Genomic DNA, 23,700 nt, shown 5'->3' with positions numbered 1-23,700 from the left:
CATAATGCAATGGAGAGGGTCGCTTGCGGCCCTCTTTATTGCTATGGGTGCTACGGACAAGAGGGGATGACGGTGGATTTAAACAGGCTGATTCTGGGCAAGAGCTACAACTCTACCAAGGTCTTTCGTACGGCCCAGCATGTGGTTCAGGCCATCCTGCTCGGTATTGTCGTTCCGGCGCTTATCCTGCTGCTTATCTGGGATTTAACCGATAATCCCAATCCCGTTCCGGGCGTTGTCGTTATTGCCGGCCTGGTCATGCTGTGCTTCTTTTTCTCGTATGTCTTTGTGGTCCCCGACGACCTCACATCGAGTGCAACCGACCGTACACTCGCCATTGCATCTAAAATATTCGCCTACACGTCGCGCGGCCTTACGCCCGAAGCGGCACTGGGTGCTTCCAAAATCATCCTGTCCGAGACCATCGCGTCGGCCATCTGCTTTACCGACGGCAAACAGGTGTTGGCAAGTTGGGGCGAGGATTCGACAAAGTGTCCCGCCGGCACCCCGGTCGTGCTCAAGACCACACTCAACGTGATCGAGTCCGGCGAACAGAGTGTATTTTCGCGTGACGCCTCCAATGAGACGGGCGGCTATTTTCCCCGTCTGCGCGCCGGCATTGTCGCGCCACTGACCGTGCGCGGGCATTGCGTGGGCACGCTCGAGCTGTATTACCCCCGCCTGAGCAGCATCGATATGCGCCAGACGGCGTTGGCCTCGGGCTTTGCCGATCTCATTTCCACGCAGCTCGCCAGCTTTGAGCTCGAGCGCCAGGACGAGCTCACGGCCCGCGTGGAGCTTCGCGCCCTGCAGTCGCAGGTCGACCCGCATTTTCTATTCAATACCATCAGCACCATCGTGTCGCTCGTTCGAACCGAGCCCGACAAGGCACGATCGCTGCTGATCGACTTCTCCAACTACTATCGTCAGACGCTTTCTGACTCCGATACGCTCACCACGCTCGAGCACGAGGTGGAACAGGGCACTCGTTATATCAATCTTATGCAGGCCCGGTATGGCGACGGCCGTCTGCGCGTCTCGGTCGACATCGACTTTGAGGTGCGCGACAGCCTGGTACCGCCGTTTATCTTGCAGCCGCTGCTCGAAAACTGTATCAAGCACGCGCAGCGCGAGACCGAGCTGCTTTCTATTCGTGTTAGGGCTTTCGAGACCGATGACGGTTTGGAGATCATCGTCGAAGATGACGGCATCGGTATGAGCGAAGAAGTCTGCGCGCACCTGTTTGAGCAGCATCGCCGAGAGGAGCCCGAGAGCATTACCGCCGACGGCTCCATCAAGCGAGGCTGCGGCCTGGCGCTCTTCAACGTGCTTCAGCGCATCCATTTCTTTTACGGGGAAGATTCTGGCATGCGCGTGAAGTCCCAGGAGGGCGTGGGGACGCAGGTCATCGTCGAGCTGAACGGCGAGCCGCATGAGCCGGCGCCGATGAAGGTGTAGCGCGCGGTTGGATTGAGAGAAAAAAGAGGGGAAGCGCATATGTCCGAGGGATGGAACATCTTGGTGGTTGATGACGAGCCTCCTATTAGGGCTGAGCTACGTTATCTGCTGGAAAAGGATGCACGTGTGGGACAGATTGCCGAGGCGGGCAATGTCACCGAGGCCGTGGAGTCGATTCTGTCGAACAAGCCCGACGTGCTGTTTTTGGATATCACGATGCCCGGCCGCTCGGGAATTGAGCTAGCCGAGACCCTGCAAAACCTAAAGACGCCGCCGGTGGTGGTGTTTGTGACGGCGTTTGCAGAGTTCGCGGCCGACGCGTATAACCTCGATGCTGTCGACTATGTCGTCAAGCCGGTCGAGGACGCGCGCCTGTCGAAGGCGCTCGACAAGATTGAAACCGCCCTGGGTGTTCGCCGCGCTGTCCATACCCCGCGCCAGCCCCTTCGCCTGACGGTGGACCGCGGGGGTAAAAAGGTGTTCATCCCCGTGGCGGATGTCTGCTACTTTGAGGCGCGTGCCGATTTTTGCAACGCCGTCTGCGCCGAGGGAACATATCTGATTAATGAGTCGATCTCTTCGCTCGAACGTCGCTTGGGCTCCGAGGGCTTTATCCGCGTCCATCGCAGCTATCTGGTCAATTTGGAAGACGTGCACAATGTTGAGATTGGCTCCACGGGGTTGATGGAGCTCAGGCTCGATCGCGTGACCTCGACGGTGCCGGTGTCCCGTCGTCGTGCCGCCGAGGTCAAGTCGCACCTGGGGCTTGCGTAAGAGGCTTGCGTGCCGTCGTTTACCATCGCAGGTTTGGTATGGGCGCGCGGTGGGCATAATGGGTGGCATCGAATGAAATCGAAAGGATCATTATGCCCGCGCTTATCACCCATCATCTGTTTGGCGAGGAAAGCATCGACCGTCTTCCGCAGGGCGTCATCACGTCCGATGAAGAGCGCATTGCCTTTATCTTGGGCAACCAAGGCCCCGACCCGTTTTTCTTTCACATTCTGACACCGCGTGTTTCCGACTGCACGCTGCTGGCTCAGGTCATGCACCGCTCGCGCATGTCGCGCCAGTTCTCGTGCTTGCGCGATGGCGTGTCGCACCTGCAGCCGCGCGATGCCAATCTGGGTCGCGCGTTTGCGCTGGGCCTGCTGTCGCACTATGTGCTCGACCGCAATGCCCATCCCTTTGTCTACGAGCAGCAGTTTGGCATTGTTGAGTCCGACCCCGAGCTCGAGGCTTCGGGCAGTCAAGTTCACGCCGTGCTCGAAAGCGACCTGGACGTGCTGATGCTGCAGCTTAAACGTGACGGGGCCACGGTCGAGGATTATCCGCCGGCGGGCGAGATCGTCACGACCGACCGCATCAATCGCGTTGCCGGCGTGCTGATGAGCTACGTCGCCGGGCGCGTGTACGGTATCGACATCCCGGCGGGGGAGTACGCCGGCGCCGTAGCCGACATGCAGCTGCTCTACCGTACTATCGAGCCGGCCGGTTCGGCCAAGACGCGCGCGATTGCCCTGCTCGAGGGCTTGGTGCACGATTATTCGCTGCTCGACGGCCTTGCGCACCGCGTGACGACCGAGCTGCCCGAGCGTACCGGCAACCTGGGCCACTTGGCATGGAAGAACCCCTTTACTGATGAAGTCTCGACCGAGAGTTTCCCCGAGGTCTTTGACCGCGCGCTGGTCGATTACGAGTGCACGGTCGCCCGCTTTATCGAGACCGGCGATATGGAAGCCGTGACCAACCACGTCAATTACAGCGGTCGCGTGCTCGGTGCCGACGAAGAGTTCGACCGCGAGGAGTAGGGCTCGTGCGTGCCCCTTTGCCGAATCCTTACCGGCGCCTCTGGACAATTGGGGTACGATGAACTAACTGCATATCGGGCGAATACGAAGGGGCCCTGTCCATGAAATACACCAAGCTCGAGCGTAACTGGGTTATGTACGATGTGGGCAACTCGGCCCTCGTGCTGCTCAATACCTCGGTGGTGCCCATCTACTTTAACGCCATCAATACCGGTGCTTCCTCGGCAGACCTGGTGGTCGCTTGGGGCAACGCTCAGACGATTGCCTCGCTAGTCATTGCCATGCTCATGCCCATTCTGGGCGCGCTTGCCGATTACGCTGGCAACAAGATCAAGTTCTTCTTGGGCTTCTTCCTCACGGGCCTGGTCCTTTGCCTGGCGCAGGCTATCCCAATGTCCGCCATGGCATTTTTGACCGTGTACGTGCTGTGCACCATCGGCCTTAACTCTTCTATGACGTTCTACGACGCCATGCTGCCCGACATTACCACCGACGAGCGCATGGACGCCGTGTCCAGTTCGGGCTATGCCTGGGGCTACATCGGTTCCACCGTGCCGTTCATCATTTGCCTGGCGCTTATCATGGGTGGCCCCGCTCTCGGCGTCCCCACCATGCTGGCAACGCGTCTGTCGTTTATCATCACCGGTGCCTGGTGGCTCATCTTTACCCTGCCGCTCATTCGCACCTATAAGCAAAAGTACGGTCGCGAGCGCGGTCCCCAGGACACCATCGGCCACATCGTGGGCGGTGTGTTCTCCGAGGTCGGACACACCATGCGCGAGATCGCCCACAACAAGACCGTGCTGGTCTACATGATCGCGTTCTTCTTCTACATCGACGGTGTGCACACGGTCATTTCCATGGCAACCAGCTACGGCTCGGCTCTGGGTATCGATTCGACCCAGCTGGTGCTGGCGCTGCTCGTCACGCAGTTTGTGGCCTTTCCGTCCGCCATCATCTACGGCAAGCTCGCCGGACGCGTGGGCACGCTCAACATGATTCTGGTGGCGGTCGCCGCCTACATGGGCATTGTGCTGTTCGCCGCGTTCTTCCTAAAGACCGCCTTTGAGTTCTGGGTGCTTGCCATTATGGTCGGCCTGTTCCAGGGCGGCGTGCAAGCGCTCAGCCGTAGCTACTTTGGCCGCATTATCCCTAAAGAAAAATCCAACGAGTACTACGGCTTCTTTGACATCTTTGGTCGTTATGCAAGCGTCATGGGCACCTTTCTAGTGTCGGTCGTCACCTCGCTGACCGGCAACCCGTCGCTGGGCGTCCTTTCCATTGGCGTGCTGCTGGTTGTTGGCTTTATGCTGCTGGTCCGCCTGTCCCGCATGACTCAGGCGGCAGCGTAAGGCAACCGGGCTCAGTACAGCAATTGTGCCTATCTGCAGTACTCTTTTGGAAGTAGCCGCATAAATCATTCTGACTTCCGAGCAATGTTTAGCCCAAGTGGGTATGATGGAACCAGCTAGGTCGCGGGGCGTCGCCTGTGTTTGGCGGCGCCCCGTTTTTGTGTTGCAAGGAGGGTAAAGGTATGAACGCCACGGTTGTGATCCCAACATATTGGGCGGGCGATGATACCCAAGCAAACGCTCCCGGCACCTACGATCACTCGACGTCGCTCAACGCCGCCAACCCGGAACTCGATCGCTGCCTGACTTCACTCGAACAGGTGCGCGACATTCCGCGCATCATTCTCTTGGTGGTCTGTCCGGTTTCTGCCACGGCCGACGTATCCCATCGCGTGCACGAAATCGTTAATGCGCATCCCACACTTAAGGTCACCGTCGTTACCAATACTCAGGCTTCGCGTGTTGCCGACCGCGTGGCACAGATTGTGCCCAAAGGCTCGGGCGAGTGCGTGAGCCTGCGCGGCTACGGCGCCATCCGCAACATGGGTCTTGCCTGCGCGGCGGTGCTGGGGCACGACGCGGTTGTGTTTTTGGATGACGACGAGACCGTCATCGATGCCGACTTTATGAAGCGTGCGACCTATGCGCTGGGCCAGCAGACGCGTCAGGGCCTGCCGATTTTAGTCAAGAGCGGATACTTTTATGATCGCGACGGGTCGCCGCTGGCTCCCACGGACAAAGCGGGCATTTGCCATCGCTGGTGGACCAAGCGCATCGAGTTCAATCGCTGGATGAAAAAGGCGCTCTCGGGCACCCGCATCTCGCGCTCCAATTACGTGTGCGGCGGCCTGATGGCCCTGCACGCCCGCGCCTTTACGCGCGTGGCCTTCGACCCGTTTATCACCCGCGGCGAGGATCTGGACTACCTGTTTAACATGCGCATGTTCGGCTATGACGTGTGGTTCGATAACGAGTGGACCGTGCGCCACCTGCCGCCCGAGTCCGAGAAGCGCTCGCCGCGCTTTATGCAGGACGTGTGCCGTTGGTACTACGAGCGGGCCAAGCTGACGTTCGCTGCGCACCAAAAGGAGCTCATTCCGGTTACGGCCGCATCACTCATGCCCTATCCGGGTCCGTGGATCTCGCGCGAGCTCGACGACCGCGTGTGCAAGACCGCCATGGTTCGCAGCATGTTTACCCGCGAGCACGAGGGGTATCTGCGCATCTGGCGTCATGGTATTGATGAGGCCAAGACCTATGCCCGCCAAAACGCCGCAAGCTACCTGCGTTTTCAGAGTTTCTGGCCCAAGATTATGGACGAACTTTGGCGCGACGCACAACTGATTAGCATCTTGGAGGGGGCTGAATGATCGACCGCCGCGCCCAGCGCGATAATTCAATTTCAATCTTTCGTATCATCGCCGTTGTCTGCGCCGTTTGCGTGTTGGCGTACTTTATCTTTGCCCTGGCGACTGGCATTGAGCCGATTGCCACGGTGATTGCCTGTGCGTTGCTGTGCATCTTCCTGTGCATCTTTATCTTTTTGACGCTCAATCCCGATTCGGTACGCTCCCAGTACACCGAGGAGACGCTCTCGGTTGCCTCGGCCATGCTCGAGGACATTAAGGGCGGTCTGACGCAGGAATCGGCGCTTTTGGTGTGCCGGCGTATCCTGCCCGAGACACGTGCCATGACCGTTGCCATCACCGATGAGGGCAACGTGCTGGCCTGCGCGGGCGAGTTCGAGGAAAAGCTGCTGCCCGATTCGCCCATCCACACGCTTGCCACGCGCTACGTCATTGAGCACGGCATCGTGCAGTCGTTCAACCGCGTGGTGGACGTGGTTGGTTCGGATGGCTCGCACAACCATGTTCCCGCCGGTATCATCGCGCCCATCAAGGTGGGCGACCGCACCGTCGGCACGCTCAAGTTCTACTACAAGACCCCGCGTGCCGTCGACCGTACCCAGTATGCGCTCGCCTCGGGTTTTGCCGAGATCCTGTCCACGCAGCTCGCCATCCACGAGCTCGAGGTGCAAAAGGAGCTCACGGCCCGTGCCGAGGTTCGTGCCCTACAAGCGCAGATCAATCCGCACTTTCTGTTCAACACGCTCAACACTATCGCGTCGTTTACGCGCACCGATCCGCTGCGCGCCCGCGAGCTGCTGCGCGAGTTCTCGTCGTTCTATCGCGCCACGCTCGACAACTCGGGGTCGCTTATCCCGGTCTCGCGCGAGGTTGCCCAGACCAAGCGCTACCTGACGTTTGAGAAGGCGCGCTTTGGCGAGGACCGCGTACTGGCGACCTTCGATGTCTCCGAGGATGTCGAGGACACGTTGGTCCCGGCCTTTGTAATACAGCCCATCGTCGAGAACGCCGTACGGCATGGCATGGGCGATGACGGTGCCCTGCGGATCGATGTGACCGTCCATCAAGACGGCGACGACGCAATCCTGATTGCCGTAGCCGACAACGGTGTGGGCATGGACGAGGGCACCGCCGCCAGGCTGTTTGATGAGCGCTCCGCCCGCCCCGATGCCAGTTCCCCGCAAGGCGGCGGCGCCGGCGTGGCCATGCACAATATTTCTGAGCGCATCCATCGCTTTTATGGACCGCACTCCTATACGCGCGTCGAATCGGCACCGGGCAAGGGCACCAAAGTGCTCCTGCACCTTGATTTGTCAGAGAGCATCTTTGACATTCAAGAGTAAAATAAAAGGCTATGGGCTCAACGCCAAGCGGCGGATGCCCGGCGTAGTTTGTTGACGAAAGGTTTAATCCCTATGCTGCGTGCGATGATTGTGGATGATGAGGCCCCGGCCCGTTCGGAACTTCGCTTCTTGCTCGAGCAGACGGGCAAGATCGGCACGATCACTGAGGCGTCGAGCGTCCGCTCCGCCATTGAGATGCTGATGGAAAGCCGCGTCGATGTCGTATTTCTCGATATCTCGATGCCCGGCGCTTCTGGTCTGCAGCTTGCCGAGGCACTGCATAAGCTTAAGAATCCGCCGGCGATTGTGTTTGTGACCGCGTATAGCGATCATGCCGTCGAGGCGTTCGACGTAGATGCTGTCGATTATCTAATGAAACCGGTTGAGGAGGCACGCCTGGATCGCGCGATCGAGAAGGTCATGCAGCGCGCCAAGCCCGTCACGGACAGCAAGGCCACCATCGAGCGCATTCCGGTGGAAAAGGGCGGCCGTAAGGTCCTCATTCCCGTGGATGACATTCGCTTCATCATGGCCAAGGACGATTACTCCTGTATCTATACCGTCGATGATCGTTTTCTATCGACGACTTCGCTTGCGCAGTTCGAGGCCAAGCTTTGCGACTTTGGCTTCTTTCGCGTTCATCGCCGCTATATCGTCAACTTGGCGTGCGTCACAGATGTCGAGACGGTGCCCTCGGGTGCTATCCAGCTGGGCATTACGGGCGTCGACGAACGCGTGCCGGTCTCGCGCCGTCGCGTTGTGCCGCTCAAGAAGGTCCTGAGCCTCTAGCACACTGGCCCCGCAGCCCTGTAGACCAATTGTCTGCGGAGCCGTGGGGCTTTTTGTATATACGTCGAATCGGTTTTGCAGAAGGGATCCCATGAACAGTGCAAGCGCCAAGCGCATCGACATCATCTCGGACACCCACGGCTATCTTTCGCCCGCGCTTCTGGACGAGCTCAAGGGCGCAGATCTGATCATCCACGCCGGAGACCTCACGTCAGAGATGGATTACGAGCATCTATGCGCCATCGCCCCCGTGCGAGCGGTCCTAGGCAACAACGACTACTACCGCGACTACGGCCCGGATGTAGACCGTCTGGCCCTCTTTACCTACGAAGGCCTCAAATTCGCCGTAGCCCACTACCGTGAAGACCTGCCCGTGGGATCCGTAGACGTAGCCATCAACGGTCATACCCACGTAACCAAAGAAGCCCAAGTAGGCCGCTGCCTGGTTCTCAACCCGGGTAGTGCCAGCTACCCCAGAGGCAGCCGAGGCCCCACCATGGCCAGAATGCTCGTAAAAGACGGCAAGATCCTGAGCACCAAGTTTATTGACCTAGAGTAAACGCAACAAAAACGGGGGATGCAGATTGCATCTCCCGTTTTTCTTTGAGCCAAAGGTAGAGCTTCAGCGACAACCTTAGACAACCCCGCCGAGGAGAACGGGGACCTCGAGCCGCGGAAGCGGCGAGGAACAACAACGACTCGAACAAAGTGACGGCAGGGAGGGTCTCCGGGGCTGGGAGCGGGGGTTAAGTTTGTCGCGAGTTCCGCACGCAAAGGAAAGCACTTAATGTGCTTTCCGTCTTGCGCAGGACTGTAGAGCAGCAAACTTAACCCACGCCCCCAGCCCCGGAGACCCTCCCGGATGGCTCCAAAAATTTTTTCAAAAAAGTTGTTGCGCGCCGGACAGACTTCTGTGTATACTAATCCCCGCAGCGCACGCGAGCGGAAACAAACGCGAACGACTGCCTGGGGAGTTAGCTCAGTTTGGTTAGAGCGCCGGCCTGTCACGTCGGAGGTCGCGGGTTCGAGCCCCGTACTTCCCGCCAACGCAATTAAAGCCACGTCTTCGGACGTGGCTTTTTGCGTTTGATAGGACCTCGATCCCATCGGCTCCTTTCGCCCAGAAGCAAATCCTTCCAATTCCCGGACAAGTTCCGTTTGAGACATGTGTTCAAACAAGGCGTTTGTTGCGCAACACCAGTTCAACGAAGCAGGGGGTTAGGTTATACTGAATTGCACTGTGGGCCGTTTTTGATGCAAGAGGCTTCAAACACGGCATTCAGTGGGCACCCGTTTTGCTATTTGGGCGTCCATACGGTCATTGACGTCTCGACGTAAGCTCGGCCCCGGAGCTCGTTCGAGCTGTTCCTATTCCTTGAAAGGGGAAAAATGGACATATCGAGGAAGACTGATTACGCCCTTCGCATGCTCGCGATGCTTGCCGAGGACCCGGAGCGTCTGCTTTCTGTTCGCACTGCCGCCGAAGAGGTCAATGTCCCGTATTCGTTTGCCCGTTCGATCCAACACGGTTTGGTTCAGGCCGGCATTGTGGAGAGCCTGCGTGGTGTTCATGGCGGCATGCGCCTTAAGGTGAGCCCCGACGATGTCACGATCCGTCAGGTTGTAGAGGCCGTTCAGGGCCCCATGGTTATGAACGACTGCACCGCGCCCGATGGCGACTGTGCGCGTATGGGCACGTGCTGCTATCATCCCCTGTGGGCCGGAGCCCAGGCACTGATGCGCGACTATCTCGATTCCGTTTCGCTCGGCGATATCGTCGCCCATCGCCAGTTCCCGGCCGTCGATCCCAAGTTCGCCGATCGCGATGCGTTTCCCGAGTACGCCGCCTGCGCGTATGCTTGCCGGGAGGAATAGCGCCGCATAAGGAGCATAGCCATGATTCAGGACCCCTTTCGTTCGATGATTCGTTCGGAAGGGGTCCTGCGTTATCGCGACCTTCCGTGGCGCCGTACGCGCGACCCGTACATTATTTGGCTTTCCGAGGTTATGCTGCAGCAAACGCAGGTGCCGCGTGTGGAGACGCGTATGCCCGCGTGGCTCGATCGCTTTCCAACCGTGCAGGCGCTTGCCCAGGCCGCGCCTTCCGATGTTTTGGACGCTTGGCAGGGGATGGGCTACAACCGACGCGCCCTGGCGCTCCACAAGGCCGCTCAGCGCGTTGTAGAGGACTGGGACGGGAAGTTTCCACGTGAGACGCGCGACCTGGTCGCCCTGCCCGGTATTGGCCCGGCGACGGCGCAGGGCATCCGGTCGTTCGCGTTCGATCTACCGGGTGTGTATCTGGAGACCAACGTGCGCACGGTCTTTCTGCATCATTTCTTTCCCGATGTGCCGGCCGTTCCTGATCGCGAGCTGGTGCCGCTGATTCAGGCCGCCTGTCCGGCGGCTCCCGGCGCGACGGCGGATGAGATTGCTCCCTTTGCCGTGCCGCTCGATGATGCCGACACGCCGCGCGCGTGGTATTACGCGCTGCTGGATTATGGTGCGTATCTTAAGAAGACGTTGCCCAATCCGTCTAGGCGATCGGCGGGCTATAGTCGCCAGTCCAAGTTTGAGGGTTCGCGTCGTCAAAAGCGTGCCCACATCGTGCGCATGCTGCTGGCAGCGCGCGATGGGCAGCCGGCGGGTATTACGCTCGATGAGGCCGTTGCAGGCGTTAACGAGATGGAGGCGGCAGCTGGCCGAGAGCCGGTCGAGCGCGAGCTAGTCGCAAGCATTCTGGCCGATTTGGAGCGCGAGGGTTTTTGCCGCTCCGAGGGCGATCGTTGGCTGAGCGTATAGCGCGCTCAAATTATAAGGTTTAGATTTTCGGCAGGGGGTACCATAAAATAAGGCCGCTCGAAGCCTACGGGCGGCATGTGTTGAAGGGAAGTACACCTATGGATTTTGAGAACTCTCAGACCAAGAAGAACCTCGAGACCGCTTTTGCCGGTGAGTCCCAGGCGCACACCAAGTATCGCTACTACGCATCTAAGGCCAAGAAGGATGGCTACGTGCAGATCTCGAATATCTTTGCCGAGACCGCGGGCAACGAGTCCGAGCACGCCAAGCTGTGGTTTAAGTATCTGCACGACGGCGCCGTTCCCGACACCCTGGACAACTTGCGTGATGCCGCTGCGGGCGAGAACTACGAGTGGACCACGATGTACGACGAGTTTGCCAAGACCGCCGAGGAAGAGGGCTTTGCCGAGATTGCTGCAAAGTTCCGTGGCGTCGGTGCCGTCGAGAAGGCTCACGAGGAGCGCTACAACAAGCTCGTCGAGCGCATTGAGTCGGGCGAGGTGTTTGAGCGCGAGGGCGTAAAGGTGTGGAAGTGCCTGAACTGCGGGCACCTGCATGTGGGTGCCGAGGCGCCCGAGGTGTGCCCGGTTTGTAACCACCCCAAGGCGTACTTTGAGGAGCAGGTGGTGAACTACTAGCGCTTGGCGCTGGCTGCTGCGGAGCGCAGGGCGGGAGGCCGGATTGCCTTCCCTCCCCGCTCACGGCTCCGCAGGGTCGCGTTGAGGGAAGGCAATCCGGCCTCCCGCCCTGCGCTCCGGCTTCGAGTCGTCGCGTGCTCACTGCAGAAAAGCAGATAAGAAGTTTGCGTGCTGCCCCTTATGGGGCGGCACGTTTTGTTTGGGGTCCATGTCTTCACAATTTCCGTCAAGCTTTTGGTTAGATTTTGGTCAGTTGGCGTAAGGGCGGAGGGCCAAAAGATTGCTGGCGAAAAAGCTCAAAGAAAGTGCTGGTAGGGGAGTTGTTGAGGTTTTCGACAGCTTTTGTCAGCAAGAAACTTTGCAGCTATTGCTACGGATTGCGTTGCCGTGGCCTTGGCGGTGCGGGATGCTGGGCGCAAGCGTCGAATGCTCCGATTTTGGAGGCCAGCATGGATCTGTTTCTTGAGACCCCGCAGCAACAAGCCGAGCGCATGTTGCGCCAACAGCAACGGCTTATGGAGATGCAAATGCAAGGGGCGGCCGTCCAGCCTCCTGCGCAAAATGCCGCGCCCGCGGTTTCGCTTGCGGGTGGATCGGTGCCAGAGAACTATTCCGTACAACAAGATTCGTATGCGCAGGAGCTTGCGTTCGACAAACGCCGTACGCGTCGCCGCCGCGTGGGCCAGTGCCTGCGTACACTGGCGATGATCGTGCTCATCCCGCTGGGGCTTGCGGCCATCTTTCTGGTGTCGTATGCCCTCACGTGCATTCTCAACGGTGCCTCGCCCAATGAGGTGCTCCAGCATTTAGCGGCACTGGGCCAGCGCCTAGGTGATGTCATAACAACTATCCGCGCCGGCTGGGAGAGCTAGCGTTTGTCGCATTAGGACTTCTAGGGTGTAGGGATTATCGCCACGAGTGGAATCCTTGCATCCTGTGGGTCCTGTCGTGCAACTGAATAGTATTATTGAAGATGAATAATATTAGGATTTGCTATGTATAAGCAGGATTTAGAGCAGACTCTTTTGGATATTGACGAAGAGGCGGAGCTGGAAATAGGTCCAAGAGACGATAGGCCGAGCGTTGTATTGGTGGGAGGAAGCGCCTTCATGCTAAACGACGTGACGAATCGGGCGGTTACACATGACATTGATGTGTTTGAGGCAGACAGGTGCCTCCGCGAGATCATAGCTCGATACCCCGAGGTGAATGGTATGGCAGTGGCATATTGCAACCAGATGCCATTCAATTACGAAGATCGCCTGATCCCATTGGAGATTGGGGCGCATTTTATCAGGTACTTTACGCCATCTTTGGAGGATCTGGCGGTGATGAAGCTCTATGCCTATCGTCCGAACGACATCATCGACCTCCATAGTCGAACATTTATCGACCGACTTGATTGGGATCTGCTCGAGCGGCTTATATTCGACGATGGAGAGGCGCTGGCGTCGTCGCCTTCGGAGCGGAGTTATCAAGAGATGGTCTGCGCATACAGGCAATACAAAAAGGAGGTGCTCGGTTGAATCTGACTTTTGAGGGATTTTTGAAAGGCTATTGCCGGGAGCTATCCGGACAGCAGTCGCTGAGTTTTAGAAAACTGGTTGAGCAGGCGACGACGGTTGCGCCGCGCGTGGCGGAGCCTCTGTTTTTGCTCGCTTTGGCGCAAGGAAAAGCCGAATACGTTCTGGGTTTATCCGAGGGCTCGTGGATGGAAGAGGATTACCGAAGCGTTTTGTCCTTGTACGATCAAGCGGGTGGCATGGCGTCTCTATGCGCCAAAAGTGAGCTCCCTAACCGTTATGCCAACGTTTGGCGTGCGTATAGAGCGGTGAAGGAAAAGCCAGTGGCGGACAGAAGGATCAACGCCCTGATGCGAAAAAGAACATTGGGGGCGCTAGGGGAATCGGGCGTAACGCGCTACGGTCTCTGCCGCGATTTGAATCTGAATAAGGGAAACGTATACGCATACTTGGCCGGCGATGACTCAAAAGTGAGCAGGAAGACAGCGCGCCGCATTATGGAATATGCGGAGGAGAGAAGCGCCCAAGAAGAGGCTGGGCGCCCGGTGCGTGTGGCGGGGTAAGATTGATCGCGGTTTTGATTGATAATCGATTGGGTTTGTTGGGCGGAGTCTATGTCTGCTATTGATATTGCGCTTGTTGTGATCGCCTTAGTGGCGGTGGGAGTTGCTGTGGTTTGCGCCCTGCAGCTTAAAGGCCTTCGTGCCGAGTTGCGAGAGCGTGGCGGCAACGAAGCGGAGACGCTCGCGGCGCTCGAGCAGGCCAACAGCACGCTCGATGCCCTCAACGTCGCGCTTGCCGAAACCCGCCGCACGGCAAACGCCATCGCGCAGCAGCAGGCGACCGATGCGGCCGTGGAGCAGCAACGCTACCTGACCATCGCGCGTGAGTTCTCGCAGGCCGGCGACCGCATGGACGACCTGCGCCGCGAGACGGCCCAACAGCTTGGCGCCAACCGCGAAGGCATCGAGCATCGCCTGGACAAGGTGCGCGAGACGGTCGATGCCCAGCTGGGCGCCATTCGCAAGGACAACAACGTGCAGCTCGATCAGATGCGCGCAACGGTGGACGAGAAGCTCTCCCGCACGCTCAACGATCGCCTGTCTGCATCGTTTAAGCAGGTGAGCGACCAACTCGAGGCCGTGTACAAGGGCCTGGGCGATATGCAATCTATCGCCACCGGCGTGGGCGACCTTAAGCGCGTGCTGGGCAATGTGAAGGCGCGTGGCATTTTGGGCGAGGTGCAGCTGGGCGCGATCTTGGCGGACATCCTTACGCCCGACCAGTATCTGGAAAACGTGGCCACCAAGCCTGGCGCCTCAGAGCGTGTTGAGTTTGCCGTCAAGCTGCCGGTAGACGAGGGCGATCCCGTGCTGCTGCCGATCGACTCCAAATTCCCGGGCGACGCGTACGAGCATCTGCTCGACGCCCAGGAGTCGGGCGACGCGGAGGCCGTCGCCGCTGCGCGCAAGACGCTCGATGCGATGGTCAAACGCGAGGCCAAGGACATCTGCGAAAAGTACCTGAGCGTGCCCGCGACGACCAACTTTGGCATTCTGTTCGTGCCGTTTGAGGGCTTGTATGCCGAGGTCGTCAGCCGTCCCGGGCTTATCGAGACCCTGGGCCGCGACTATCACGTCAACGTTGCCGGCCCCAGCACCATGGCCGCCATCCTCAACAGCCTGCAGATGAGCTACCAGACGTTTAAGTTGCAAAAACGCACCGATGACGTGCTGCGCGTACTTTCCGCCGTCAAGGCCGAGCTGCCACGTTACCAGGCAGCACTGCGTCGCGCCCAACAGCAGATCGAGACCGCGGGCAAAACGGTCGAGGGCATCATCACCACGCGCACCAATGTTATGGAGCGCAAGCTTAAGGATATCGACGCGCTGGAAGACGTGCGGGAGGCCGACGAGATTTTGGGCTTGGAGTCCGCAGGGTTACTTGCGGGCCAGGAAGACGAGGACTAGCCGCAACGGACGGCGGCGCGCCGGCGTAAACGCGGGGCGCGGGCGCTTTTCGCATTGCACTTGCCTAAAGCGCACTTTAATGTGCAACAATGGCCTTTCGCCCTATCAGACGCGAAAGGAAGCCCATGTCTCAGAGAAGCACCAGCCCGCTCAAACGCTCAACCGTGCGCCGCACGCTGCAGCGTTTTTGGGATGTCACGCGCACGCAGCCGCTGATCGTCTTTCTCTCGGTGTTCTCGTCGGCGGGCTACATCTTTTTGCTCACGTTTGCCAACACCTACGTGATGGCCCTCATCGTCGACCGCGTTCAGGCCGGCCCCGTGGCAGGCGATCAAGTATTCGAGGTCTTTGGCCCTTACATTCTGGCGCTCGTGCTCGTTAACCTGGTGGGTCAAATCCTCTCCAAGCTGCAGGACTACACCGTCTACAAGCTCGAGATTGCGGGCAACTACCACCTGGCGCGCCTGTGCTTTGACACGCTTTCCAATCAATCCATGACATTTCACACCAGCCGCTTTGGCGGGTCGCTCGTCAGCCAGACGAGCCGTTTTATGAGCGGCTATACGGGCTTGGTCGACGTGACGGTGTATTCGCTCATCCCCACCATCACCTCGGTCATCTGCACCGTGGCCGCACTCGCTCCGGTGGTGCCCACATTTACCGTGATCCTGGTGGGCATCATGGTCGTCTACATTGCGTTTGTCTGGCTTATGTACAAGCGCATCATGCCACTTTCGGCCGCGACGTCCGCCGCGCAGAATAAGCTCTCGGGTGTGCTGTCCGACGCGGTCACGAACATCTTGGCCGTCAAGACCTGCGGGCGAGAGGACTTTGAACGCGATCTGTTCGACACCGCCGATCGTGCCGCGCGCGACGCTGAGACGGTCTCGATGCACGCCATGATGCAGCGCAACTTTACGACCTCGGGCCTTATCGTCATCACCATGGCCGTGGTGAGTGTGTTCGTGGCGGGCGGCAACGCGTGGTTTGGCATCTCGGCCGGCTCGCTCGTCATGATCTTTACCTACACGTATAACCTCACCATGCGTCTGAACTACGTGAGCTCCATGATGCAGCGCATCAACCGCGCGCTGGGCGATGCGGCCGAGATGACGCGCGTGCTGGACGAGCCGCGTCTGGTGGCAGACGACGAGAACGCCCCCGAGCTCAAGGTGCGCGAGGGCGCGATTGATTTTGAGCACCTGAGCTTTGCATACCGTGATGCCGCGGCGGGCGAGAGCGTGTTCGACGACCTGACGCTCCATGTGGCGGCGGGCCAGCGCGTGGGCCTGGTGGGCAAATCGGGCTCGGGCAAGACGACGCTCACCAAGCTGTTGCTGCGCCTGGACGACGTGCAGGGCGGCCGCGTGCTCGTGGACGGTCAGGACGTCTCGCGCTGCACGCAGCAGAGCCTGCGCCGCCAGGTTGCCTACGTGCCGCAGGAGGCGCTGCTGTTCCACCGCTCCATTCGCGAGAATATCGCCTACGGCCGCCCCGATGCCACCGACGAGCAGATCCGCGAGGCCGCACGCCTGGCCAATGCCCTGGAGTTCATCGACCGCCTGCCCCGTGGCTTCGACACCATGGTGGGCGAGCGCGGCGTCAAGCTTTCGGGCGGCCAGCGCCAGCGTGTGGCCATCGCCCGTGCCATCCTCACCGACGCACCGATTCTGGTGCTCGACGAGGCGACGTCTGCCCTCGATAGCGAGTCTGAGGCGCTGGTGCAGGAGGCGCTCGAGAACCTGATGCGCGGCCGCACCTCCATTGTGGTGGCGCATCGCCTGTCCACCGTGGCCTCGCTCGACCGCATCGTGGTGCTGGCGGATGGCGAGATCGTCGAGGATGGCACGCATGCGCAGCTCGTCGAGGCGGGCGGCGAATACGCAAGCCTGTGGAGCCGTCAGACCGGCGCATTTTTGGAGGCGTAACGACCCCATACGTGGGACAATCGTGCCCGTAGTTTTGTTGTGCCGCTGAGCCGAGGAGTCGTTATGCCACGCGAGACCAATGCCGCCAAACGCGAACGCGCCGTTGAGGTGTGCGAGCGCCTCAACCGCCGCTATGGACCGGTCGAGTGCTTTTTGGACCACGAGAATCCCTTTAGGCTGCTCATCGCGGTACTGCTCTCGGCTCAGACGACCGACGCGCAGGTCAACAAGGTGACGCCCCAACTGTTTGCCCAGTGGCCCACGCCCGAGGCCATGGCGGGGGCAAGTGTGACCGACGTGGCGGACACCATTAAGTCACTCGGCTTTTATAAGAGTAAGGCCAAGCATGCCGTGGAGGCCGCGCAGATGATCGTTGCCGACTACGGCGGCGAGGTACCGGCCGACATGAAGGAGCTTGTAAAGCTGCCGGGCGTGGGACGCAAGACGGCGAACATCGTGCTCAACGTTGGGTTTGGCATCGTGGAAGGCATCGCGGTGGATACGCACGTCAACCGCATCGCGCACCGCCTGATGCTGAGCCCCAAGACGCATGCCAAGGAGCCGCTCAAGACCGAGCAAGATCTGCTCAAGATTTTGCCACACGAGTATTGGGAGTCGGTCAACCACCAATGGATCACCTTTGGTCGCGAGATTTGCGATGCCCGTAAGCCCAAGTGCGACGAGTGTCCGCTGGCAGATTTGTGCCCCAGCGTGCGTGTGACGGGGTAGGGCGGAACGCATCTTCGTCTGGCGTTTTTTGCGGGGCTGGGCGTACGCTTGGGCTGGAGTTCTCTCCATGCGTTACCATGACAGGCAACGAATTTGACGAACGACCCGCCGAGCTTGCCTCGGCGGGCTTTTGGCGTTGCAATGCCGGAGGAACAGCATGCTCATTCACCGTATAGCCGCGCAGCTCTACACTGCCGAGGCGCTGCAGACCGTCGAGGCCGGGCTCGATGCTGGCGAGGACGTGACGCTGGCCGTGTCTCAGTCGGGCCGAACGCTCATGGCGGCCGCCCAGTTTGCGCGTCGTCCGCGCCCCACGGTCTACATCGTGAGTGGCGAGGATGCCGCCGACCGCGCCGCACGCAGTCTGGCCGCCTATGTGGGCCTGGCGCGCGTGTGCCGCTTTCCCGAGCGCAAGGACTACCCTTGGCGCGAGCAGGCGCCCGATGACGCCGTAGTGGCCCAACGCTGCGAGGCACTCGGGCGCATCGCGCGCGGGGACAACTGCATCATGGTCGCCTCGGCCCGTGCACTGCTGCGCTGCGTGCCGCCGGTCGAGAGCCGCTACTGGGAGTCCACTACTTTTGCGGTGGGTGAGGAGATTCCTTTTGACGAGGTACCGCAGCGCCTGGTGGGCATGGGCTACACCAATGCCGGCGCCGCCGACGCGCCCGGCCTGTTCCGCGTGCATGGCGACACCGTCGAGGTATTTCCCGCGCAGGAAAAGGCGCCCGTGCGCATTGAGTTTTTCGGCGACGAGATTGACCGCATCCGCCGTATGGTGAGTTCAACGGGTCAGACCATCGGCAACGAGGACAGTATCGAGATCTTCCCGTGCCGCGAGTTGGCGCTCACCGACGAGGCGGTCCATAACATGCATGTGGCGCTCTATCGCGCCAGCCAGAGCGATAGCAAGCTGGCGGCGCTGCTCGAGATGGTGGATGCGCGCATCGTCACGCCCGAGCTCGACCGCTTTTTGCCGGTGATGTACGGCCAGACCGTGAGCCCGCTGTCGCATGTGATCGGCAAGGCGCTCGTGGTGCTGTCCGAGCCGCGCTCGCTGTTCGACGATTGCCTGCGCGCCTACGAGGATATCGAGGCGCGTGCCGGCGAGGCGGGGGTCGACCGTCTGGACGGCCTGTACGTGCGTGCCCAGCAACTCGACTTTGGCTCCCAGCAACGCCTGAACTATGTGAGCCTCATCCGTGCCGGCGGTGCGGTGACGGCTGAGCTCAAGATTGAGCAGCCTGCCATCGCAGGCTCGGACAACCGTTTTATGACGCGCATCCAGGAGGTCGTGGGCAAGCGCTATGCCTGCGTGTTTGCCATCCCCGACCGCGGTGCGCGCGAGTCGATGGAGCTCACCTTTGGCGACGAGGGCGTTACCTTTGAGGAGTCGCTGACGGCCGCCCCCGAAAATGCCGGCGCTATCGGCGAGCGCGTGCGCGTGGCAGCAGCGGATTCCGCCGACCGTGCCGCACGCCAGGAGGCCCATGCTTCCATTCGCGAGCGTAAGGCCGATGCGCTCAACGCCCGCTCGCTCGAGGCGGGCGCCGCGCAGGCTGCCGCCGGCGCCGCCGTGCCCACCATCTCGCGCGGGCGCGTGACCTTTGTGGACGCTGCCCTGCCGCAGGGCGTGGTGGTGCCCGATGCCAATTTGGCCGTGTTCTCGATCGCCGACCTCAACGCCCGCATGGACGCCAACCGCGCCCGCAGCCGTCGCAAGGTGGACATTACGCAGATCACCTTCCCGTTTAAGCCGGGCGACTACGTCGTGCATGCCACCCACGGCATCGCGCTCTTTAGCGAGATCGCGCGCCAGGAAGTGGGCGGCAAGGAGCGCGACTACTTCTTGCTGGAATACGCCGACGGCGACAAACTCTATGTGCCGCTGGAGCAGGTCGACCGCATCACGCGCTATGTCGGTCCCGACGGCGACAAGCCGCGCCTGACCAGGCTCAACACCGCCGACTGGACGCGTGCCACCAACAAGGCGCGCAAGAACGCCAAAAAGCTGGCGTTTGACCTGGTCGACCTGTATACGCGCCGCTCTTCGATTACCGGTATCGCCTGTCCGCCCGATACGCCCGAACAGATCGAGATGGAGGAGAGCTTCCCCTACGACGAGACGCGCGACCAGCTGGAGGCTATCGCCGACATAAAGGCCGACATGGAGGCACCCAAGCCCATGGACCGCCTGCTGTGCGGCGACGTGGGTTTCGGCAAGACCGAGGTCGCCCTGCGCGCAGCCTTTAAGTGCGTGGACTCCGGCCGCCAGGTCATGGTGCTCTGCCCCACGACCATTCTGGCCCAACAGCACTACGAGACATTCTTTGAGCGCTTTTCCCCGTTTGGCCTGGAGGTCGAGGTGCTCAGCCGCTTCCGCACCCCGGCGCAGCAAAAGCGCGCGCTCAAGGCGTTTGCCGAGGGCACGATCGACGTGCTGATCGGCACGCACCGCCTGCTTTCTGCCGACGTGAACCCCAAGAACCTGGGCATGGTGATCATCGACGAAGAGCAGCGCTTTGGTGTGCAGCACAAGGAGCAGCTCAAGAACCTGCGCGAGCAGATTGACGTGCTCACGCTTTCGGCAACGCCGATTCCGCGAACCATGCAGATGGCCACGAGCGGCGTGCGCGACATGAGCCTGATCACCACGCCGCCGACCGGGCGCCGCCCCGTGATCGTGCACGTGGGAGAGTACGATCCCGACGTGGTGAGCGCGGCGATCCGTCTGGAAGTGGGCCGCGGTGGCCAGGTGTATTACGTGTCCAACCGCGTCAAGACCATCGACGATGCCGTGGCGCGCGTGCACGAGGCCGCGCCCGAGGCGCGCGTGGGTGTGGCACACGGCAAGATGAGCCCGCGCGAGGTCGAGGACGTGATGATCGAGTTCGCGACCAAGAAGATTGACGTGCTCATCGCCACGACCATCGTGGAGAGCGGTATCGACAACGCAACGGCCAACACGCTCATCATCGAGGACTCGCAGCGCCTGGGCCTGGCACAGCTCTACCAGCTCAAGGGCCGCGTGGGCCGCTCAGCCACGCAGGCATACGCGTACTTTATGTTCCCCGGCGAGCTGCCGCTTACCGAGGAGGCCACGGCACGCCTGACCGCGCTTTCCGAGTTCCAGGACCTGGGCAGCGGCATGCGCATCGCCATGCGCGACCTGGAGATCCGCGGCGCCGGTTCGCTTATGGGTGCCGAACAGCACGGTAACCTGTCGAGCGTGGGCTTCGACCTGTTTACGCAGATGCTGGGACAGGCCGTGGCCGAGGCGCGCGGCGATGACGATGCCGGCGTGGAGGCGGCGAGCGTGGGCATCAACCTGCCGGCCGACTACTTCTTGTCCGAGGAGTACATGCCGGCGGTGGACCAGCGCGTGCTCGTGTACCGCAAGCTCGCGGCGGCTGAGGACCTGGAGAGTGTCGACGAGGTGCAGGAGGAGACCGAGGCTGCGCATGGTGAGCTGCCATTGGCGGGACTCAACCTGTTCAACCGCGCGCGCATCCGCATTCGCGGCGAGCGCCTGGGGCTCGAGAGCGTCACGCTCAGCGGTGGGCGCATTACCTTCCTGGGGGTTGACGTTCCCAAGAAGGTAGCCTTTGAGTTCAAGAATCGCTATGGCGCGGTGAACTTCCCCAAGAGCCGCAAGCTGTCGGTGCCCTACAAGGCGGGCGCCGGCGCGGGCAGCGGCCTGGGTCGCGGCCTCGACGCCAACGACGGCACCGGCCCCGTGGCCGCGGCGCTCATGCTGCTGCAGCAATTGGGTGCCAGTGACGACGACTAACAAGTAAGTCGGTGGGACAAAGTTATCAGTAGTTTTTGTCCCAGGTGCGATAGTCGCATCGAGCCTGTCAACGCAAGCGACCCTGGGAGAAAAACTACTGATAACTTTGTCCCACCACGTTGCGGGTCGACCCTTCACCCCATCGAAAGGAAAGCATGTTCGGATACATCTATAAGAAAGATGTCGCCATGATCGCGGTTGTCCTGTGCCTTTGTCTGGGCGTGGGCAGTTTCTTCGATTATCAGATCTCGAGCGCGCTGTTCAATATCGGCAGCATGTACGGTCGCTTTATCGAGGCCGCTGGCGAGCTGCCGTTTGAGCTGACGGCGAGCGTCGCGGGCGTTATGCTCGTGCGTTCGGCACGCCCCGATTCCAAGACGAGCAAGTGGCTTGCCGCGCTGGGCGTTCTGGTCAACGTGGGCCTGACCGGCTACGAGATCGTTTCGTCCCTGAGGGTTGGCGGCAAACTCATCGCGGCTCAGTTGGTGCTGACGTTTGTGCTGGTCATCGTCGCCAACCTTATCGTCTATCGCCTCACGCGCGCGACCGACCCCGACGAGCTCACACGCTGGGCGTTGATGGTGCTGGCCGTGTGGGTCGCTCAGGCCATCATCCTCAACGTGGTTGTCAAGCCGCTGTGGTCGCGCCCGCGCATGCGCGTGATCGAGGTCACGCCGGGGCTCAATTTTCAGCCGTGGTGGGTGATTGGCAACCCCGACAAGTGGAGCTATATTGCGGCCGGCGTAATCAAGGACGGCTTTAAGTCGTTTGCGAGCGGACACACGGCGCACGCGGCGATCGGCCTTATGCTCGCCGGGCTTCCTGCGGCGTCCTTTAAGGAAAAGCCGTCGCGACGCCGCGTGGTCTTTTGGGTCGCTGCCGTGGTCGCGGCGCTCGTCGCCTTTGGCCGCATCGTGATCGGTGCACACTTTTTGACTGACGTGAGCTGCGGCTTTGCCCTGGTGTTGGCACTTGAGTGCCTTGCCGCACGCATTGCCTATCCGGGCGGCGTACAATAGCGGCGTTTAAATCATCGGGCCCATGCCCGGCTAGAGAGGATTGCCATGCTCGCGTTCAACAACGACTATTCCCACGGTGCTCATCCGGCAGTGCTGCAGGCGCTCGTCGATACCAACATGGAGCCGCAGCCCGGCTACGGTACCGATGCGCACACCGAGCGTGCCAAGCAGCTGATTCGCGAGGCCTGTCAGGCCCCCGATGCCGACGTGTTCTTGCTGGTGGGCGGCACGCAGGCCAACGCGACGGTGATTGACATGCTGCTCGCGCCCTACGAGGGCGTCGTTGCCGCCGAGACCGGCCATGTCGCTTGCCACGAGGCGGGCGCCATCGAGTTTGGCGGCCACAAGGTGCTCACCATCCCCGGCTACGAGGGCAAGATGCACGCCGAGGATCTCGAGAACTATATCCAGGTGTTCTACGAAAACGAGAGCTACGAGCACACGGTGTTCCCGGGCGCCGTGTACGTGAGCCTATCGACCGAGTACGGCACGCTGTACTCCAAGGCCGAGCTCGCGGCGATTCACGCGGTGTGCCAGAAGCGCGAGATTCCGCTGTTTGTGGACGGTGCTCGTCTGGCCTATGCACTGGCGGCCGATGAGTGCGACATTACCCTGCCCGAGCTGGCGCAGCTGTGCGACGTGTTCTACATCGGCGGCACCAAGTGCGGCGCGCTTTGCGGCGAGGCTGTGGTGTTCTGCGGCATGCACGCTCCGGCGCATCCCATTCCGCGTATTAAGCAGCACGGCGCGCTGTTGGCCAAGGGCCGCCTGACGGGCGTGCAGTTTGAGGCGCTCTTTACCGATGGCCTGTATTTTGAGATTGGTCGACAGGCGATTCAGACGGCCCAGGCGCTGCGTCGTGTGCTGCACGAGCGCGGCTACCAGTTCTTTTTGGAGACGCCCACAAACCAGCAGTTCGTGATTCTGCCCAACGAGGACATGGCCCGCATTCGCGAGCATGCGGCGATCGAGTACTGGGAAAAGTACGACGATACCCACACGGTGGTGCGCTTTTGCACCAGCTGGGCCACGACGCAGGAGGACATCGACGCGCTGGCGGCTGTCCTGTAGCCTGATGTAATGACAAGGGGCCGCCCTGCGCCTGAGCTTGGCGCAGGGCGGCCTTTGCTTCAAGACTTTAGTCTGCTGGCCGCGCAGCGGCCAGCTTTAAACCACCCGCT

Annotated in this window: 20 protein-coding genes and 1 tRNA gene; all 21 read left to right on the top strand. The window is 60.7% G+C overall.

The genetic code is table 11. From position 1 onward, the window contains the following. Nucleotides 1–72: 72 nt before the first annotated feature. The 21 genes from CHY22_RS07090 (at nucleotide 73) to CHY22_RS06990 (ending at nucleotide 23,590) form a co-directional block, all read left to right on the top strand. Nucleotides 73–1,458, top strand: a complete 1,386-nt coding sequence (locus CHY22_RS07090; protein WP_233502870.1) for a histidine kinase — start codon at nucleotides 73–75, stop codon at nucleotides 1,456–1,458. 39 nt (nucleotides 1,459–1,497) lie between these two features. Continuing rightward, nucleotides 1,498–2,232 carry a response regulator gene (locus tag CHY22_RS07085; protein ID WP_089573247.1) on the top strand — a complete coding sequence of 245 codons (735 nt, stop codon included), beginning with the start codon at nucleotides 1,498–1,500 and terminating at the stop codon, nucleotides 2,230–2,232. A 92-nt stretch (nucleotides 2,233–2,324) separates the two neighbouring features. Beyond that, nucleotides 2,325–3,269 carry a zinc dependent phospholipase C family protein gene (locus tag CHY22_RS07080; protein ID WP_089573246.1) on the top strand — a complete coding sequence of 315 codons (945 nt, stop codon included), beginning with the start codon at nucleotides 2,325–2,327 and terminating at the stop codon, nucleotides 3,267–3,269. 101 nt (nucleotides 3,270–3,370) lie between these two features. Next, entirely contained in the window at nucleotides 3,371–4,621 is a 1,251-nt protein-coding gene (locus tag CHY22_RS07075) for an MFS transporter (RefSeq protein ID WP_089573245.1), read from the top strand. 182 nt (nucleotides 4,622–4,803) lie between these two features. Continuing rightward, nucleotides 4,804–5,991, top strand: coding sequence for a glycosyltransferase (locus CHY22_RS07070; RefSeq protein WP_089573244.1), 1,188 nt, complete (start codon nucleotides 4,804–4,806; stop codon nucleotides 5,989–5,991). Beyond that, on the top strand, nucleotides 5,988–7,331 hold the full coding sequence (locus CHY22_RS07065; RefSeq protein ID WP_089573243.1) for a histidine kinase: 1,344 nt from the start codon (nucleotides 5,988–5,990) through the stop codon (nucleotides 7,329–7,331). Before CHY22_RS07070 ends, CHY22_RS07065 begins: the two co-directional genes overlap by 4 nt. A 72-nt stretch (nucleotides 7,332–7,403) precedes the next feature. After that, a complete protein-coding gene (locus CHY22_RS07060; protein WP_089573242.1) occupies nucleotides 7,404–8,120 on the top strand; it encodes a response regulator in 717 nt (238 codons plus the stop codon). 91 nt (nucleotides 8,121–8,211) lie between these two features. Further along, complete coding sequence (locus CHY22_RS07055; RefSeq protein ID WP_089573241.1) at nucleotides 8,212–8,679, top strand: YfcE family phosphodiesterase; 468 nt, start codon at nucleotides 8,212–8,214, stop codon at nucleotides 8,677–8,679. A gap of 409 nt (nucleotides 8,680–9,088) precedes the next feature. Then, nucleotides 9,089–9,166, top strand: a tRNA-Asp gene (locus CHY22_RS07050). 343 nt (nucleotides 9,167–9,509) lie between these two features. Next, nucleotides 9,510–9,995 carry an Rrf2 family transcriptional regulator gene (locus CHY22_RS07045; protein WP_089573240.1) on the top strand — a complete coding sequence of 162 codons (486 nt, stop codon included), beginning with the start codon at nucleotides 9,510–9,512 and terminating at the stop codon, nucleotides 9,993–9,995. A gap of 21 nt (nucleotides 9,996–10,016) precedes the next feature. Continuing rightward, complete coding sequence (locus tag CHY22_RS07040) at nucleotides 10,017–10,922, top strand: adenine glycosylase (RefSeq protein WP_089573239.1); 906 nt, start codon at nucleotides 10,017–10,019, stop codon at nucleotides 10,920–10,922. A 98-nt stretch (nucleotides 10,923–11,020) separates the two neighbouring features. Beyond that, nucleotides 11,021–11,560 (top strand): rubrerythrin, encoded by a 540-nt coding sequence (rbr, locus tag CHY22_RS07035; RefSeq protein ID WP_089573238.1) that lies wholly within the window; start codon nucleotides 11,021–11,023, stop codon nucleotides 11,558–11,560. A gap of 449 nt (nucleotides 11,561–12,009) precedes the next feature. Next, on the top strand, nucleotides 12,010–12,432 hold the full coding sequence (locus tag CHY22_RS07030) for a hypothetical protein (RefSeq protein ID WP_089573237.1): 423 nt from the start codon (nucleotides 12,010–12,012) through the stop codon (nucleotides 12,430–12,432). A gap of 123 nt (nucleotides 12,433–12,555) precedes the next feature. Next, a complete protein-coding gene (locus CHY22_RS07025) occupies nucleotides 12,556–13,086 on the top strand; it encodes a DUF6036 family nucleotidyltransferase (RefSeq protein WP_089573236.1) in 531 nt (176 codons plus the stop codon). Continuing rightward, on the top strand, nucleotides 13,083–13,646 hold the full coding sequence (locus tag CHY22_RS07020) for a hypothetical protein (RefSeq protein WP_089573235.1): 564 nt from the start codon (nucleotides 13,083–13,085) through the stop codon (nucleotides 13,644–13,646). The genes CHY22_RS07025 and CHY22_RS07020 overlap by 4 nt, the downstream gene beginning before the upstream one ends. Nucleotides 13,647–13,697: 51 nt before the next feature. Then, nucleotides 13,698–15,053 (top strand): DNA recombination protein RmuC, encoded by a 1,356-nt coding sequence (gene rmuC / locus CHY22_RS07015; RefSeq protein WP_089573234.1) that lies wholly within the window; start codon nucleotides 13,698–13,700, stop codon nucleotides 15,051–15,053. A gap of 125 nt (nucleotides 15,054–15,178) precedes the next feature. After that, nucleotides 15,179–16,981, top strand: a complete 1,803-nt coding sequence (locus tag CHY22_RS07010) for an ABC transporter ATP-binding protein (RefSeq protein ID WP_089573233.1) — start codon at nucleotides 15,179–15,181, stop codon at nucleotides 16,979–16,981. Nucleotides 16,982–17,044: 63 nt separating this feature from the next. Next, nucleotides 17,045–17,710, top strand: a complete 666-nt coding sequence (gene nth, locus CHY22_RS07005) for an endonuclease III (RefSeq protein WP_089573232.1) — start codon at nucleotides 17,045–17,047, stop codon at nucleotides 17,708–17,710. Nucleotides 17,711–17,867: 157 nt separating this feature from the next. After that, nucleotides 17,868–21,500 carry a transcription-repair coupling factor gene (mfd, locus tag CHY22_RS07000; RefSeq protein WP_089573231.1) on the top strand — a complete coding sequence of 1,211 codons (3,633 nt, stop codon included), beginning with the start codon at nucleotides 17,868–17,870 and terminating at the stop codon, nucleotides 21,498–21,500. A 155-nt stretch (nucleotides 21,501–21,655) separates the two neighbouring features. After that, nucleotides 21,656–22,519, top strand: a complete 864-nt coding sequence (locus CHY22_RS06995) for a phosphatase PAP2 family protein (protein WP_089573230.1) — start codon at nucleotides 21,656–21,658, stop codon at nucleotides 22,517–22,519. A 45-nt stretch (nucleotides 22,520–22,564) separates the two neighbouring features. After that, the gene (locus tag CHY22_RS06990) at nucleotides 22,565–23,590 is read left to right on the top strand and encodes a beta-eliminating lyase-related protein (RefSeq protein WP_089573229.1); all 1,026 of its coding nucleotides are present in this window, start codon (nucleotides 22,565–22,567) and stop codon (nucleotides 23,588–23,590) included. Nucleotides 23,591–23,700 lie beyond the last annotated feature (110 nt).

Origin of the sequence: Collinsella sp. TF06-26, assembly GCF_002232035.1 — a bacterium.
Classification (GTDB): Bacteria; Actinomycetota; Coriobacteriia; order Coriobacteriales; family Coriobacteriaceae; genus Collinsella.
The sequence above is the reverse complement of the archived record's forward strand: the minus strand, read 5'-3'. Positions and strand labels throughout refer to the sequence as shown.